A 17,714-nucleotide genomic window follows, 5' to 3' on the forward strand; every position below is an offset into this window, starting at 1 on the left:
TATTATTTCGCCCCCTGCCAGCGGTGAAATAGGTCTTGTTCCAGTTCGATATCAAACTGATCAAGAATGCGATTCACCGTTTGGTCAATAATATCTTGGATTGTTTCAGGTTGGTGATAAAACGCAGGCATTGGGGGCATGATCACGGCTCCCATTTCTGCAGCTTGAACCATTAGTTTCAAATGACCAACGTGCAATGGCGTTTCACGGACACCTAAGAGTAATTTTTTACCTTCTTTCAGCACTACGTCCGCAGCTCTAGTGACCAATGTATCTGTATAACTATGAACAATGCCTGATAACGTCTTCATGGTACAAGGCATGATCACCATACCTGCGGTACGGAACGAGCCCGAAGAGATTGCAGCTGCGATATCACGGCTATCATAGTTATGGTCAGCGAGCTGTTGAACCTGTTTGACACTGTAATCTGTTTCTAATGCTAATGTTTGGCGGGCAGCCGCACTCATCACCAAATGGGTTTCTACCTCTTTGACAGGTTTCAACACTTCAAGCAAGCGGACACCATAAATAGCCCCACTTGCCCCGGTTAACCCAATGATCAGTTTTTTCATTTCGCTGCCCTATTCACGATAACTCACCGTATTATATACAAATCACACTAGAATGGCAGACACCAACGACGCTGTAGCTCTAGGTATGACGAATTTTTTGGCTATCAGCCGCAATCCCAATTATACACGACCCGACTAAAATCACGTTTTTTCAAATCATCAGGGTGAATAAAGAAATTACCCACACCGATATCCCCCCAGAGGATGTCAACTTCATGGTCGCTATCTATTTGTAGGAGTAATTCATATTGTTGAATTTCTTCCTCATACGTCCTCGGATCAGTTTGGGTAAAAAATGGATAACCGCCAATACAGTGAGCACCTGACGCGAATGCATCACTATAAGGTTCAACCCATTCGTCGTAAAAATCTTCACCTTCAAATTGGTCTTCATAATCGTAGAGGTTATCGACCCCTAAAATTTTCTGACCAAATTGGAAATCATCGATACTGATGTACTGTTCCGCAAGCGCATATTCAATACGGCATTGACAGTCTACCGGTGTATAATAATCATCGTTGTGTGCCGCAATAACCTCAGAGAAATCTTGGGTTAATTGGTTTGGGTCTTCAATAATATCCTCCCAATAAACGACTCTGAAGTCCTCTTGGTTTTGTCTATCATCGAAATCTGCACCATATAAATCATCACCACCAATAAAAAACTGCAAAATACCTTTTTCTGGGTAATTTTCAAGTTTGGGCATTTGTGCAAAATTAATTTGCGCCAACAACTTTAAAGGCGTTCCTTCACTATTGGTTGGGTATTTTTCATTCAAAGGCAAGTATGGCATACCACCGACTCGGCTCTCCCATAACACATAATTATCAACGGGGGTTAAGGCCATTTTTACAAACGGTTTTTTAGTGGCTTTAATTTTATCTGCGAAAGGTTTAATCACATCAGGAAGGGAATTGAAGTCGACCATATAGCATTCCAAATAGACAGTTAATGTCCCTCTAGACTACTCGATTTTTACGTATTTTAAATCAGATATAACTGTAACTTATTCTTTCGTTTCAAGTCATAGTTAAAAACTATAACTCATTTTCTAAATAGTTTCGGTTACAGCTAGGCGGCGAATGAAGCTATCCCAAGGAGCATACAAAAGTATGTGACTTGGGTAGCTGAATAAAGCCAACAACGCTGTAGCCTACACTATGACGAAAATTGACGAAAATTTAGCCTTCGTTGTAAATCTCCAGATCCTCGACTTCACTCTGATCTTTGAGCTTTAACTCATCGTCTTTACGTAAATTCTCTAGGTAGTCTAAATAACTTTGGTCGATATCTTTTGTCACATAAATACCATCAAATACTGAGCATTCAAACTCCGTGATTTCCGGGTTTTCTTCTTTGACAGCATCCACCAAATCACTTAAATCTTGGAATATTAGGCCATCTGCACCGATAAGCTTGCGGATTTCATCCACTTCACGACCGTGTGCAATCAATTCATTAGCATTTGGCATATCAATACCATATACGTTCGGGAAACGCACTTCGGGTGCCGCTGAGGCAAAGTAAACATTTTTTGCTCCAGCTTCGCGTGCTAGCTCAACAATTTGCTCAGATGTTGTTCCGCGCACAATTGAGTCATCGATGAGTAAGACGTTTTTATCACGAAACTCTGCACGATTCGCATTAAGTTTACGACGCACGGATTTACGACGTTCTTGCTGACCCGGCATGATAAATGTACGGCCTACATAACGGTTTTTCACAAAACCTTGGCGGTAGGGTTTATCAAGAATATGTGCGATTTCTAGCGCAATATCACACGATGTTTCTGGGATAGGGATCACCACATCGATATTTAAATCTTCCCATTCACGGGCAATTTTGGCGCCCAGTTTTTGTCCCATACGTAATCTTGCGTTATATACCGACACTTTATCAATAAAAGAGTCTTGGCGTGCAAAGTAGACATACTCAAAAATACATGGGGTTAATTGTGGGTTATCAGAACATTGGCGTGTAAATAATTGCCCTTTTTCTGTCACATATACCGCCTCACCCGGAGCCACATCACGTAAAAATTCGAAGCCCAAAGTGTCGAGTGCAACACTTTCTGAAGCGACCATGTATTCGTGCTCACCACTTTCAGTAATGCGGCGCCCTAGTACTAATGGGCGAATTCCATGAGGGTCACGGAAGGCTAACATGCCATGGCCAATAATTAATGCCACGCATGCATATGCACCGCGTATTTTTTTATGCATGGCAGACACTGCGCTGAAAACATTGTCTGGCTCAAGAGGGAAATGATCAAACCTATCCAACTCATGCGCTAATACGTTCAGTAGTATCTCAGAATCAGAGGTAGTGTTAACATGGCGGCGAGCGGTTTCAAATAAGCTTCGCGTTAATTCGTGCGCATTTGTCAGATTACCATTATGTGCAAGGGTAATACCAAAAGGTGAGTTTACATAGAAAGGCTGTGCTTCTGATGCACTCGAACTGCCTGCTGTAGGATAACGAACATGGCCCAACCCCATACAACCTTGTAGTCTGAGCATATGTCGGGTTTCAAAGACGTCTTTTACAAGGCCATTCGCTTTACGTAAACGAATATTATTTTTGCCATCAATTGTGGCAATACCTGCTGCATCTTGCCCACGATGCTGAAGCACCGTGAGAGCATCATAAATTGATTGGTTTACCGGTGTAACACCGGCGATACCGACAATACCGCACATTTAGTCTTTCCTCATCAGCCAGACGGAGAAATGTTCTCCGGTAGGAAACTTGACGCATTTTGCAGGTAGTCAAAAAACCACCTGATTATATGACTGAACTGCGGAATAAGTTCCGAACGTTGCCAATCCTCACTTTGAGGTAATGGTGTAAATGTATCGAGAAAAAACAGCAATGCCGAAACAATCAGTACACCACGCAACGCGCCGAAGCAGATCCCCAGAACCCGATCTGTGCCTGATAACCCGGTTTTTTGTACTAACGAGCTAATCACATAGTTCACCACCGCGCCAACAATTAATGTGGCAATAAACAGTGCGGCGATAGCAATGCCATTCCTAACCAGTACATCCTCAAAGCGAGTAAAATAGCCCGCTAAATAAGGGTAGAATGTACTCGCAACAAAAAAAGCACAGCCCCATGTAACCAATGAGAGCGCCTCTCGTACAAACCCACGGATCAAGCTAACTAGTGCCGAGAAGCCAATAATGGCGATAATTGTGTAATCTATCCAGACCATATTTTATTCCAAAATTCGCACTCACGACATCAGCGAAGTGCATTCTAACAGAAAACGAAAACGTTTGCGTAACCATTTTTCTATCAAATTTAAAAAAATAGCGGCGAAAAGAAAAAATCATAATCGCCGCAGTAAGTTACTAAATCCCCTTACCTTTTAGGGATTATTGAAATTCTATTTTAAGGTTTATAGCTTTGAATTATTCCTTTTGTTCCCGTAATCTTGTTCAATTCAGGTAAAGCTGCTTCTAAGCGCTGCCTTGAGGCTTCTGGCCCTACGTAAATACGTGTGAGTTTATTATTCACCGGTTTTGCGGGAACCGTATACACTTGGTAACCAGACAACCTTAGTTTAGCGACTATCTCCTCAACTTTACTTGCATTGTTCAATGCAATCACTTGCACCACAAATGCTTTGCCCTGCGGCTGAGGTTTTGGCTCGGGCTTAGGTTCAGGCTTCGGTTGTGGTTTCGGTTCAACTTTAGGTTCTGGCTTAGGTTCTGGCTTGACTGGCTCAACGACACTCGGTGCAGGGACTGTTGCCGATGGCCGCGTTTCAACCCGTTCATTTTGCTGCTGCGTAATGGCTTCTGACAACATGGCTTCAGAAGCCCCTTCTGAAGAAGCGGTGGTTGTCGTACTCACAATAGGCGCTATTGCCTCAATATCTTCTTCATCACCCGGTTTAGGGATAATAGGAATGGCCGCAAATTCATTTTCATTGTATTTCTTATCGCCATCAAGCAGAGCAGGAAGCACAATGACCCCCACTGCAACAAGCACAATGGCGCCAGCAAGTCGATTCTGAAATTTACTAGCCACCGGCACTATCCTTCTTGATTTTCCAATAACATCATGACGTGAGCGACGGTATGAAATGACCCGCACACCACAATCACATCTTGCTCGTTCGCATCGATGCAAGCTTGTTGCCACGCTTTTTCTACGCTGTCAAACTGGTTAGCCGCCGGTAAATATTGACTAAGTTCGGCCACATCGGCTCCCCTAAACTCAGTGAGTGGCGCGAGGTACCAGTCGGTGACTTGTTGAGACAAGCACTCAAGCGTCCCTTTGATATCTTTATCGCCTAGCATCCCAACCACCGCGCGAATGCGACGGTTTTTAGTTTCTGGTAAGGTAGCTAATTTACTGACTAAGTACCCAGCTGCATGTGGGTTATGAGCGACATCCAATATCATTAATGGTTTTTCACCGATAATTTGGAACCGCCCCGGTAATTGAGCCGATTTCAAGCCTTGATGAATAGCGGGTTCAGTCACTATCTGGGCAATATCAGTGTCAATTTCCAGTAAGCAACTCACCACACCCAGCGCTGTTGCTGCGTTCGCTAAAGGTACATTAGGTAACGGTAAATTATGCCATTCACGCTGTGAACTTTTCCATGACCAACTATTCGCTTGTTCACTGTATTGCCAATCTGTACCTCGGCGAAATAGCTGTGTACCAAGCAGCTCAGCCACTTCGCCAATTGAGGCTGGCATGTCCGGCTCACCGACCACTGCATAGTGACCTTTGCGGAAAATACCGGCTTTTTCATAACCAATATGTTCACGGTCTGCACCTAGCCAATCTGTATGGTCTAAGGCAATACTGGTGATCGCCGCAATATCCGCATCAACGACATTGGTCGCATCTAACCGACCGCCTAAACCGACTTCTAAAATCACAATATCGAGTTTAGCTTGCTTAAATAATTGTAAAGCCGCCAAGGTACCGTATTCAAAATAGGTCAGCGAAATATCTGCACGTTGTGCTTCAATTATGGCAAATGCCTCACAAAAATCAGACTCAGGAAGCTCCTGGCCTTGAATACGAACGCGTTCGGTATAACGAATAAGGTGCGGTGAACTGTAAACCCCAACCTTTAACCCAGAAGCCATAAAAATGGACTCTAGTGTATGGCACGTTGTTCCTTTGCCGTTGGTTCCAGTGACAGTGATAACTTTGGGAGCAGGTTGCGTTAGGTTCATTTTCCTAGCAACTTGACCGACTCGATCCAACCCCATATCAATATTTTGGCTATGTAAGTCGGTGAGATAAGAAAGCCAAGCCTCCAAAGGAGACTTGGCGTTAGGAATGATTAGATTACTCATCATCTTTTTTATGCTTTTCAGAATCCTTTTTTGGCTCTTGGGCATCTAGTTCATCAACGGCATCAATATCGATTTCAACCGTTTCCGCTACAATGATAGGTGTCTCATTAAAGCTCGGTTTATTGGTTAACATCGCCAATATTTCAGCTAAACGGTCACGCATCTCAGGGCGGCGAACTATCATATCAATCGCGCCTTTCTCAAGTAAGAATTCACTGCGTTGGAAGCCTTGTGGTAATTTTTCACGAACCGTTTGTTCGATAACACGCGGCCCAGCAAAACCGATTAATGCTTTTGGCTCTGCCACGTTAATATCACCTAACATCGCTAAACTAGCAGACACTCCCCCCATGGTTGGGTCGGTCAATACTGAAATGTAAGGTAAACCACGTTCTTGCATTTTTGCTAATGCGGCACTGGTTTTTGCCATCTGCATCAATGATAACAAGGCTTCTTGCATACGAGCTCCGCCACTCGAAGAGAAACACACCAATGGGCAGTTATCTTCCAGTGCTTGCTCAACCGCACGTACAAAACGCGCACCGACAACAGAGGCCATTGAACCGCCCATAAAGGCGAATTCAAATGCTGCTGCTACAACAGGCATGCCTTTCAATGTGCCTTTTAGCACGATGATCGCATCTTTTTCACTCGTTTCTTTTTGCGCTGCAGCAATACGGTCTTTGTATTTTTTTGAATCTTTGAACTTAAGAATATCTTTTGGCTCAAGCTCACTGCCTAATTCCGTTGTTGAGTTTTCATCAAGGAAGGTTTCTAAGCGCTGACGTGCGTGAATTCGCATATGGTGGTCACATTTAGGACACACAGATAAATTACGTTCTAATTCAGCACCATATAATACTTGCCCACAGCTATCGCATTTAGTCCAAACCCCTTCTGGGATATTGGCTTTGTGTGATTGGGTCAAGTTACCTTTCTTTAAAATTTTTTCAATCCAGCTCATTAATGGACCTTTTTGTCTGATTCACTCTGGTTATCACCAGTATGTAATTTTTTGCCATTAAACCACAATGATATCTCACTGTAGATAAAAACTTGTTAAACCGCTTAGCGGTTATCGATTTTTTGCGCTGCCGCACGCTTTTCTTTCGCCGCTATTCGACGATGACGAATAATTTCAACCACACCCGGCAGAATTGAAACAAAGATAATCGCGACTATCAGTAATTTCAAATTGTTTTGCACGAACGGTAATTCACCAAAGAAATAACCCGCATAAGTAAATAATAATACCCAAATAAACGCGCCCGTCACATTATAAAAAGCAAAGTGACGATAAGACATTTTCCCCATTCCTGCAACGAATGGTGCAAAAGTTCTGACTATCGGCACAAAGCGTGCCAGTATAATCGCTTTACCGCCATGTTTTTCATAAAAAGCATGAGTTTTATCTAAATAAACACGACGAAAAATCTTCGAATCTGGATTTTTGAATAATTTTTCACCAAAAATACGCCCGATAGTGTAGTTCACCGCATCACCAATTATTGCCGCAGTGATCATTAAAGCGACCATTAAATGGACATTCAGGTCATTGCTGTCTAATGACGCAATCGCGCCAGCAACAAATAATAACGAATCTCCAGGTAAAAATGGTGTGACCACTAACCCTGTTTCACAAAATAGGATCAGAAATAGGATACCATAGACCCATGTACCATAATCTCTGACCAGTTCAGCAAGATGGACATCGATGTGTAAAATAAAGTCGATAATAAACGTGATAAATTCCATAAAATCCTCATTGATAATAGCATCCATGCTATTTACAAAAATTATGAGATAAATAAAAATTCGCTTTACATCAGTTCATCTGCCAGAAAAAGCGGCCCCATCACATTCTGAGGCAACTCAAATTTCTCTGGGTAATCGACACTCACTAAATACAACCCTTCCGCTTTTGCGGTTGCAGCTGCCTTGGTACGGTCTTTTAACTCAAGAAGATGCGCCATCCAATCAATGTTTTGATTGCCACAACCAATCTCCAACAGACTTCCGACAATATTTCTCACCATATGGTGAACAAACGCATTGGCTTTGATGTCTACCACCACATAATTACCGTGGCGGCTGACATTCACATGCATCACATTACGCCATGGCGACTTCGACTGACACTGGACTGCTCTGAATGAGGTAAAATCACGCTCACCCAATAGCGCCTGTGCCGCTTCATGCATTCTTTTTTCATCGAGTGGGTAATGAAAATGCGTTACGCCATTCGATAAAATTGCAGGCCGATAACGATGATTAAAAATCACATAGCGATATCGACGCGCTGTTGCGCTAAAACGTGCATGAAACTCTTCAGCTACAGGTTTACACCAGCGGACAGCGATATCTGCTGGTAAATGGGTATTAGCCCCCATCGTCCAAGCCGCCTCTTTACGGATGGCCGAGGTTTCAAAATGCACCACTTGGCCTGTGGCATGCACACCTGCATCGGTACGCCCTGCGCAAAACACGCTAATTGGCTCCGCAGCAATCTTTGATAAAGCTTCTTCTAAGCAGCCTTGAACACTTTTGACTTCTTGCTGACGTTGCCAACCAAAGTAACGACTGCCGTTGTATTCAATACCTAATGCGATTCGATACAACTGTGTAGACTCAGACATTAGTAAAACAGCTCCTGAGCCAGTTTTTCTGCTGTTTCTACCGCCATCAATGCCCCACCGAAACGCACGTTATCAGCCACTGACCAAAATTGTAAAATTTCAGGTATGCCGTAATCATTGCGTACACAACCAATACTGAGTTGATCATGACCTGACGCTTCAGTTACCTGTGTAGGATAATCTCCCTCTTCTGAGACCTGAATATCGTCAAAACGTTCAAGTTCATCGTTAACTTCTTCTGCACTCATTGGGCGCAATGTTTCTAAATGAACAACTTGTGCATTACCATAAAAAACAGGGGATTGGATAAAACTCACCGCCACTGGCAAACCATCGTCTTGCAGTACCTTACGCACTTGCTCAACCAAACGACGTTCGTGAACCACACTGCCTTCCATGTCAGCCAGTAATGGCAACATATTGAACGCGAGTTGCTTACTAAAACGACCTTCTTCTGCAGGAATACCATTCAATAAACGCGCACTTTGCCCGGCCAGTTCGTCGACGGCAGCTTTACCATAACTGGAAACCGACAGCATATTTGTTAAGGTAATACGCCCTAACCCTGCGGCATCCACCAGCGGTTTAATCGCTGTTAATAGTTGGCTTACCGAGCTATCTGCCAATGAAATAATATTACGGTTGCGGTAATCAGCTAGCACGTGCGGATTCACATTTGGCACGACCAACGGCACATCCGGTTCTTGGGCAAAGACACCGCTAGTATCGATAACAATACACCCTTCTTGCGCTGCCAAATCGGCATATTCTAGGCTCACACCTTCATTGGCAGCAAAAAAGGCTATTTGTGCCTGTGACCAATCAAAATCGGCCACATTTTCAACTTGAATACTTTTACCATTAAAGCGTACGCTCTCCCCTGCACTACGCTCGCTGGCAAGTAAATACAATTCGCCGACTGGGAATTCTCTTTCTTGTAACAGTGAAATAATCGCTTCACCTACAGCACCGGTTGCGCCCAATACTGCAATATTCCAACCTTCAGTCATGGCTATTCCTCTAAAAAATAAAAAAATCAAACAACCCCCAATTATTAGGGGCTATTTAATTAGATGTTCATTTTAACTACATTTATTATGCGTGGGTTAAACGAGTCTTAAAACCCAGCGCATTCAGCTGCGATGCCGTTTGTTCATTATCACAAATAATTTCAAGGGATGACCATTCACGGCGTTCTTGGTAATTTTTGCGCAGTTTATCAAATTCGCCTTTGCCCCCTGCAACCGCTCTTAACGCAGCGTCATCTCGGCGCACATCATACACGAGATGCACTAACCTTTTGAGCTGGTTTTGCGTTAATTTACCATTGAAAGTCAATTGATTAATATCTGGCTTAGGCAGTAAGGATGAAAGGCAAACTTGTGACGATTTGCCGAGAAACTGACAGTAAGCTTCATAAACTTGCGTGGTTCCTCGCGCTTTGCCTTCTAGCGTATAACCTGCAATATGCGGCGTGCCGATATCCACTAATGCTAAAAGTGCTGTGTCTAAATCAGGCTCTGGCTCCCACACATCTAAGATAACACTGAGCTTTTTTCCGCGGTTAAGTACAGATAATAGTGCTTTATTATCCACTACCTCACCCCGACTTGCGTTAATCAAAATGGTGCCAGCCCGTAATTTTGCTAAACGCGCTTCATCCATTAAATGGAAAGTTTGATATTCCCCTGACATATTCAGCGGAGTATGGAAGGTGATGACATCAGCGCGCTCAAGGAGATCTTCAAAAGAAACAAATGGCTCTTCGTCCCCTTTGGCTGCTCGCGGTGGATCGCAGAGTAATGTTTTGACGCCCCAAGCCGATAACCTAGCGGCTAAGCGCCCTCCGACATTGCCAACGCCAATAATGCCAACGGTTTTATCACGCAAATCAAAGTTATCGCGTTCCGCTAGCAATAATAGTGAAGAAATCACATATTCAACAACGGCTATCGCATTACAACCCGGCGCTGATGAAAAACCAATATTTGCCGTTGATAACCACTCGGTATCAATATGATCAAAACCGGCTGTCGCGGTTCCAACGAATTTAACTGGCGTATTACCGAGTAGTGATTCATTGACCTTAGTGATAGAACGCACCATTAATGCATCCGCATCAATTAATTCTTGTTCTGGTATAGGACGTCCCGGTACTGCTTTCACTTCACCAAGCTCGCTAAATAAAGTTTGAGCATAGGGCATATTCTCATCGACTAAAATTTTCACGCTGTTGTCCCAATCAATCACTTTTTTGTATTGTGTCGTTATATAGATAGGTGGAACAATATTTTGCCACGGTTTAAGCCAGATGCCTATTAGTGGTTGCCTTCTACGGCAAATTCTTTCACTCGAAAACGGTCTGGTGTCACCCCTGATATTTGCTGGAACATTGCAATAAAAGCGGATGCCGAACTGTATCCAACATCAAGTGCGACTTCATGTACACTCTTCCCTTTTTCTAGCCCTGCAACCGCATGTAGGTATCGCAAGCGTTGGCGCCATTCACTAAATGACATCCCTAGCTCTTGTTGGCAGCGTCTTGATAACGTGCGTTCCGATGTGTAATAGCGTTTCGCCCATTGTGCTAATGTCGTGTTATCGGCTGGGTCGCTTTGTAACTCTAATAAAATGGGGGCAAGAAATTTGTCTTTTGAAACTGGTAAATAGGTGTCTTGGCAGGAAGACAATGGAAATTGGTCAATCAACACATGCGCCAAACGCAGGTCTTGCTCGGTTTCAGGTTGAACAATACCGCGTTGGTACATATCCGTCATAATTGATTGAAATATAGGGCTAAGCTTAATCACACAAGGCCGTTGAGCAAGCACTTGGTTGTATTCATGTGAAAAATCTATGATCCGAAATTTGACACTTTCTTTATTAAAGCTAGCATGGGGGATGTTGGCAGGGATCCAAATGCAAAATTCTGGTGGCGCTAAATAATGTTGGCCTGCCACCTCCATTTCCATGATGCCACAAACCACATACAGCATTTGTCCAAAAGGATGTGAATGGGATTTATACTCAGTGAGAGCCGCTGTTTGCTCGTGACGAAAAGCCACCAATTCGGGCTCTACGATATTACATTCACTAATTTGCCAGATGTCTGATTTTAAGTTTTCCATAGTCCTGTCTGAAAAGCGTTATCGATTGTCTGATTATCAGTATATATAAAAAATCGGACAGATGTATACTAGCGCCCATTCAATATGGGAGAGTGTTTTAATGAAAAATCTTCTTTTTCCGCTCATTGCGGTTTTATTATGGTCAGTTAACGCCATTGTTAACAAAGCGGCGTCAACTGCCATTGACCCTGCGGCAATCTCATTTTACCGGTGGGCACTGGCATTTCTTGTCATGACCCCTTTTGTATTACGTTCTGTGCTGCGTAACTATAAAATGGTCATGAAACATTGGTGGCAACTCGCCATTTTAGGCGCTTTAGGGATGATGCTATACCAAAGTTTGGCTTATTATGCCGCACACAGTGTGAGCGCCACCTTCATGGGAATTATGAACTCGATGATCCCATTATTGACCGTCATTATTAGTATCTTTGTGCTACGCGTTATTCCTACCGTAGGGATTGTGCTCGGTTCAATTCTCTCATTATGTGGATTAGTGTGGCTAGTGAGCCAAGGAAGTCCAAGTGCGTTATTCTCTCAAGGCTTAGGCCAAGGGGAAGCCATGATGTTGGTTGCCTCAGCAGCATACGCCCTATACGGTGTTCTGACTAAGCGTTGGTCAATTCAGTTATCGAGTTGGGATGCACTTTACGTTCAAATTTTCTTTGGCGTGATCATGCTACTCCCTAATTTCTTATTCGCTGAAGATGTCTCTCTGAACAGCCAAAATATTGGTTTAGTGGTGTTTGCAGGTATTGCCGCTTCCATTATTGCGCCTGCGTTATGGATACAAGGTGTCATGCGTCTTGGTGCGAATACAACCTCTATTTTTATGAATCTTGCCCCTGTTTTCACTGCCATTATCGCTATTTTCGCCTTAGGTGAAGAATTAAAAAGCTACCATTTAATCGGTGGTGGAGTGGTATTGCTTGGGGTCATGTTAGCGCAACAATTACGCACTCCACTGACAGAATTATTCCGCCGTGAAAAAAAGGTGGTTCAAGAGGATTCTTGCCAGTAGAATAGAATTATAAAAGCAATAAATGCAATGTCGTCACTCATATGCCCCACACTGTGGGGCTATGTTTGAAATCCCCTCTATTTTTTCTTCATTTTCCCGTTAGTTTTCTTCACCATTCATACTTTGTGACATTTAAAATATCTTCAATTCACCTTTAACTCGCTCATCATTGATATGATTTATCGGATTACCATGTTCCAGATAAGGGAAAATCCGATTGAATCTTCTAGGATTACAATTAGACTTAAACAAAATCAAATACCTCTTTAGGAGTAGCAACTCCACTCAATAAGCCATGATAACGCGATAAACCTAAATGGAGCGTGGCAAGTAACCACTATAATAAGGAATAACAATGACTAAGGCGTTTAAAGTTGGGTTGTTCATATTGATAATAATTGCTGTAGCCACTGGCATTTATTTTATCAATAACACCAACTCATCCTCTCCCTCCCAATTAGGCTATGATTTATATCAACAAGGTGAATCTCAAGCTGCATTTGAACAGTTCCAAAAAACAGCAGAGCAAGACGCACAGTCCGCTTTTGCATTAGCCATGATGTATAAAGACGGTATTGGTACGAATGTCGATGATGTGGCAGCTCAACACTGGTTAATTAAGGCAGCAGAAGCTAACAATAAAAATGCATTATATAACCTTGGTTTTTTCCGCTATAAGCACATGATAGAAGACACTTCTACAGATGAAAACGGGTTAACTTCTTTAACGAAAGCCGCTGACCTCGGTGTAAAAGAAGCACAAGAAATGGTTGGTGGTATTTATTTAGCTGATAAATACGAAGAAATTCCGCAAAATATTGAACTTTCTCGCCAATATTTCACTTTAGCTTCTGACCAAGGCTCAAAACTGGCCAAATTTGCTTTAGGTTATATCACCCATGACTTTGACAATGACAGTAAGAAAGCCGTTGATATATTAACACCACTTGTCAGCAACGATTTTCCCTTACCCGCTATGCTGCTTGCCTCGATTTATAAGGATGGCGGTAACGGTATACCACCGAACCCATTACTCGCTAAAAAGTACGAACGCCTCTCTTTCTCCTCTGCATTAGAATACATTTCTGACGCAGATGAATTAGAACCAGGGCCTTTATCATTGTATGGTTCACAAACAGAAGAAGAGAAGCAAGCGGTCATTACTAATTTAGAGGAACGGGCGAGCCGTGGTGATGAGAACGCCATCTATGTGTTGTACCAAAAATACATGACTGGCGATGGTGTTAGGAGAAATAAAAACCGTGCAATGGCTTATATCCGCCCTCTTGTAGACGAAAAAAAACCTAAAGCCTTATTTTTAAATTACCAAGCCGACAAAGATCGTATTCAGGATTTAACTGACGCCGCTGATGGTCAATATCCTCCCGCGATGTATCAAGCCTATAACGTGTATTCTGGCCGTACATTTAGCGATGTTAAGCGAAATGATGCTTTAGCTGAAAAATATCTCACCGCTGCCGCAGACCTTGGCGATTTAAACGCACTTGTTACCATCAACCAGAGAGCAATTTCCAGTTACGATTTTCCAAACAAAAAACTGAGTGATATTGTCGCCAAATATACCCCTATTTTAATGGAAAAGTACCCGAACTCTGCGGAAGCGTTAGTGGCAGCAAGTGATGTTTATAGTGTTAAAGGTAGCCCATTATTTTCGCCAGAAAAAGCCTTCGCCGCGTTAGAAAAAGCAAATCGCATTGACCCCAATTATGATGCTCAGATGCAATTAGCGCGTTATTATATTAATGCTTTTGGTACTAAGCAGGATGTGCAGAAAGCCGCTAAATTACTCATCGACAACCTTAATGAAAACGGTTACCCATCAACCGCTGAGCGCTTATTGGTTCAAATATATTATCGCTATGATATTAAAGCACTTATCGATGAAAAAACGATTATTGATATCCTCAAAGAAGATATAATTAAACGCGAAAATTATTCCTTAGCTTATTTATATGCTGACTATTTATTAAAGGAAGATGCTGAGAAAAATAGTGATCAGGCTTTTGATTTATATGAAAAATCAATCAAACAAAATTATAATAGCCAGGTTTATTATGCTGCTGCATTATTAAAATATCGACCAACAGAGATCGATAAAATCGCTAACCTGATTAGCAATGTACTCTATTCATCTCAAGCACAAGCTGAATTACGTCCACATGAGCTACAAACCGCCCAAGATGTTTTATTAAAAGTAGGTTTAAATCGCGCTGATACAAAAGCAATATTGGTAAAAATGGCGTTATACGATAACCATGCCGAAGCACAAAAATTAATTGAACCGCTTATTAATAATGATGCTGATATCACTTATTTATATGGGATAAACAAACTTAATCAATTAACGAATGTTGACACTTTAAGTGATGCTGAAATAAAACCATTGTACGATTATATTTTAAAAGCCGGAGAATTAGGTAGTTCATCAGCTTATTTATATATCGCACAGAACCTTGATGGCGTCACTTACCATAATGATAAGGCCTATTATAAATCTCGCTTCCAACAAATTACTGGGCTTACCGTAAAAGATTTAATTCCTCAATATAAAAAATGTGCGGCACTGAAGAACAACCGTTGTTTATATGAATTAGGGGAAATTTATCAAGAAGGTAACTATGGGGAAGATGCCAATTATGATACTGCCCTTTTCTATTACAATCAGATTTCTGATCCTGATTTTAGCTTCTTAAAATCACGTAAAAGAGAAATTGAAAAATCCAAAGCTTCATTTGCCAATATTCTAGAAAAAGTGAAACAGAATGACCCAGATGCGTTACGTACACTCGCCAATGCTTATAAATATGGTAACTATGGGCAGAAAATCGACCAGAAAAAATGGCTTGAATATTTAGAGAAAAGTGCAAAATTCAATCAAGAAAGTGCGCTTGAAGAGCTTATTGATTATTACCAACAAGATCAATTTATCAATGCAAATAAAGCAAAAATCTTAGGGTATTACGCCCAATTAGCCACTATTGGTAGTCAAGACTATACCCGTAAACTGGCACACCAATATTTAAAAGGCAGCCAGCTTGTTGATATCAATCGACAAAAAGCACGTGAGTATTACCTTAAAGCAGGAAGTTGGGGCAATGAATTCATCAAGTATATGGATGATTATGACATTGGTATGAAAACGCTCAATGACAGCCCTTCTGCGAAATACAAAGTGGGTCGAGCTTATTTCTATGGGCGAGGTGTCAAAGAAGACTTTTGGGAAGCGGCTAAGTACCTAAAACAAGCGAGTGATGAAGGTAATGACTACGCCATCGCACTCTATAGTGAAATGCGATATATGGGAGTACTGAATGAAGAAAAAAACGCTTGGGTAATGGAACCTGATTGGGATGAAGCTATTGTTTATCTAAGAAAACATTCTAATCCAAAACGGGTTGGTGATTATATTGAAGCCTATGAAACCCTCGTGGTCCCTGCCCAAAAAGGCGATATAAGCGCTTATATTAAACTTGGCGATTGGTATAGTACGCGCGGCCGAGATCTCGCAGCGCAAGATTGGTATAAGAAAAGTATCGACGCTGGCAATTTAGCTGCTTATCAATCTCTTGATTCCGTGACTGAAGATAACCAAACAAAACGCCAAAATTATATTGATGGCACAGCGAAAGGTGACCTTTTCTCTAAAGTTCAATTAGCCGAAACGTATTTATATGATAACAAAATTCTCACGAACTCTCCTGAATATGATTTAGCGATTCAATATCTACAAGAAGGAATGAAATCAAGCGATAATAAGCTTTCGAATGAAGCCTTTAATGCATTGGGGGATTTATACAAAAATGGAATTGAAGATAAAAAAAGGGAGCTCAATCGTCCCAAAGATCAACAAAAATACTTAGCGCTGCTGTTAAGTGAAGAAAATACTCGTACCCAAGCTTTAATTGACCTTTATTACTATTATGTAAATAGTGATAACGCTAAAGCCTTAACCTATTTACAACGGGCTTACGATAAGGGTGATTTAGCGGCAACGAAAAAACTCTATCAAATCTATTATCCCGGCCAATATTGTAGTAACAGCGATAATGTGGATATGGATAAAGCGAGCCGATATTTGAAGGAATGGATTGAAAAAAGCAATTTCCAGAAAAATACCGACAAACATTATATTCATTATCCTGAGAGCCTTTCCGAAGAGATGGGAACCACCTATTTAAAAGGCGATTGTAATGTTGAACAAAATATCGACAAAGCCATCGAATGGTACCAAATTTCGCTAAATTACCATCCTACTCATGCACTTGGTTCGATTTATAAGGCTTATGTCGAAAAAGGCGATGCCAAGCAGGCTTATTACTATGCATTACTACTTGATAAAAAACCAAGCTACATCGAGCTACTGGATACACTTTCAGCGCAAGATAAACAAGCGGTTGAGCAACAAGTTGCCGATGAAAAAGCCTATGAGAAATATGGACGCTTTGCCGAGCAAATTGAAAAACAGCGTGTCGAAGCTGAGGCAGGCGATAAAATGTCAGCCTTCTCATTAGGTATCGCCTATGCCCGTGGTGAGCACGTGCCTGAAGATACGCAAAAGATGATCTATTATTATGAATTAGCAGGGAAAAATGGCTATCCTCGCGCTTATAACATTTTAGGTAATCTGTATCGTAAAGATAACGAGCGCGGCATTGAAAAAGACTTCCCGAAAGCGCTTTATTACTTTGATTTAGGCGCACAACAAAATGACAGTAACACGGCCCACCTCGCCGGCGATATGCTCTACTTTGGCCAAGGCATACCAAAAGACTATGTTAAAGCGGCTAAATACTACGATATAACAGACCTAGAACAAGGCACCCACCATGCGATGGCGAAATACAAACTTGCTTATATGTATTATAACGGCTGGGTCGGTAGCAAAAGTAAAGAAGATATCCAAAAAGCCCATGACTACCTTGAACTGGGTGCTAAATACCTCGACAAAGACTCAATCAAAGCATTAAAAGAATGGGACTTTAGTATGTTAAATCAATAAGCC

The 17,714-nt window shown here is 41.9% G+C and carries 14 protein-coding genes; 2 read left to right on the plus strand and 12 right to left on the minus strand.

The window, feature by feature from the left end; translation table 11 throughout:
* Positions 1 to 2: 2 nt before the first annotated feature.
* From PSF42_RS15915 to PSF42_RS15970, 12 genes are all read right to left on the minus strand, one after another.
* Positions 3 to 575, minus strand: coding sequence for a UbiX family flavin prenyltransferase (locus tag PSF42_RS15915; protein ID WP_125891320.1), 573 nt, complete (start codon positions 573 to 575; stop codon positions 3 to 5).
* A gap of 104 nt (positions 576 to 679) precedes the next feature.
* Entirely contained in the window at positions 680 to 1,504 is an 825-nt protein-coding gene (locus PSF42_RS15920; RefSeq protein ID WP_125891321.1) for a YwqG family protein, read from the minus strand.
* A gap of 253 nt (positions 1,505 to 1,757) precedes the next feature.
* A complete protein-coding gene (gene purF, locus PSF42_RS15925) occupies positions 1,758 to 3,275 on the minus strand; it encodes an amidophosphoribosyltransferase (protein WP_125891322.1) in 1,518 nt (505 codons plus the stop codon).
* Between the two features lie 14 nt (positions 3,276 to 3,289).
* Positions 3,290 to 3,793, minus strand: a complete 504-nt coding sequence (cvpA, locus tag PSF42_RS15930; RefSeq protein ID WP_004912301.1) for a colicin V production protein — start codon at positions 3,791 to 3,793, stop codon at positions 3,290 to 3,292.
* Positions 3,794 to 3,972: 179 nt separating this feature from the next.
* The gene (gene dedD / locus PSF42_RS15935) at positions 3,973 to 4,614 is read right to left on the minus strand and encodes a cell division protein DedD (protein ID WP_125891323.1); all 642 of its coding nucleotides are present in this window, start codon (positions 4,612 to 4,614) and stop codon (positions 3,973 to 3,975) included.
* Between the two features lie 5 nt (positions 4,615 to 4,619).
* The gene (gene folC, locus PSF42_RS15940; RefSeq protein WP_125891324.1) at positions 4,620 to 5,909 is read right to left on the minus strand and encodes a bifunctional tetrahydrofolate synthase/dihydrofolate synthase; all 1,290 of its coding nucleotides are present in this window, start codon (positions 5,907 to 5,909) and stop codon (positions 4,620 to 4,622) included.
* A complete protein-coding gene (gene accD / locus PSF42_RS15945; RefSeq protein ID WP_125891325.1) occupies positions 5,899 to 6,870 on the minus strand; it encodes an acetyl-CoA carboxylase, carboxyltransferase subunit beta in 972 nt (323 codons plus the stop codon). The genes folC and accD overlap by 11 nt, the downstream gene beginning before the upstream one ends.
* Positions 6,871 to 6,974: 104 nt before the next feature.
* A complete protein-coding gene (locus tag PSF42_RS15950) occupies positions 6,975 to 7,661 on the minus strand; it encodes a DedA family protein (protein WP_125891326.1) in 687 nt (228 codons plus the stop codon).
* A gap of 65 nt (positions 7,662 to 7,726) precedes the next feature.
* Positions 7,727 to 8,542, minus strand: coding sequence for a tRNA pseudouridine(38-40) synthase TruA (gene truA / locus PSF42_RS15955; protein ID WP_125891327.1), 816 nt, complete (start codon positions 8,540 to 8,542; stop codon positions 7,727 to 7,729).
* Positions 8,542 to 9,552 (minus strand): aspartate-semialdehyde dehydrogenase, encoded by a 1,011-nt coding sequence (locus PSF42_RS15960; RefSeq protein WP_125891328.1) that lies wholly within the window; start codon positions 9,550 to 9,552, stop codon positions 8,542 to 8,544. The genes truA and PSF42_RS15960 overlap by 1 nt, the downstream gene beginning before the upstream one ends.
* 85 nt (positions 9,553 to 9,637) lie before the next feature.
* Positions 9,638 to 10,771: a 4-phosphoerythronate dehydrogenase PdxB gene (gene pdxB / locus PSF42_RS15965; RefSeq protein ID WP_125891329.1), complete on the minus strand. Its 1,134-nt coding sequence runs from the start codon at positions 10,769 to 10,771 to the stop codon at positions 9,638 to 9,640.
* A gap of 89 nt (positions 10,772 to 10,860) precedes the next feature.
* Positions 10,861 to 11,670: an AraC family transcriptional regulator gene (locus tag PSF42_RS15970; RefSeq protein ID WP_125891330.1), complete on the minus strand. Its 810-nt coding sequence runs from the start codon at positions 11,668 to 11,670 to the stop codon at positions 10,861 to 10,863.
* A 100-nt stretch (positions 11,671 to 11,770) separates the two neighbouring features.
* Between PSF42_RS15970 and PSF42_RS15975 the strand changes: the two genes are divergently transcribed.
* Positions 11,771 to 12,691 (plus strand): DMT family transporter, encoded by a 921-nt coding sequence (locus PSF42_RS15975; protein ID WP_125891331.1) that lies wholly within the window; start codon positions 11,771 to 11,773, stop codon positions 12,689 to 12,691.
* Positions 12,692 to 13,046: 355 nt separating this feature from the next.
* Complete coding sequence (locus PSF42_RS15980; RefSeq protein WP_272680352.1) at positions 13,047 to 17,711, plus strand: tetratricopeptide repeat protein; 4,665 nt, start codon at positions 13,047 to 13,049, stop codon at positions 17,709 to 17,711.
* Positions 17,712 to 17,714 lie beyond the last annotated feature (3 nt).

Origin of the sequence: Providencia sp. PROV032 (assembly GCF_028484875.1) — a bacterium.
Lineage (GTDB): Bacteria > Pseudomonadota > Gammaproteobacteria > Enterobacterales > Enterobacteriaceae > Providencia > Providencia rettgeri_E.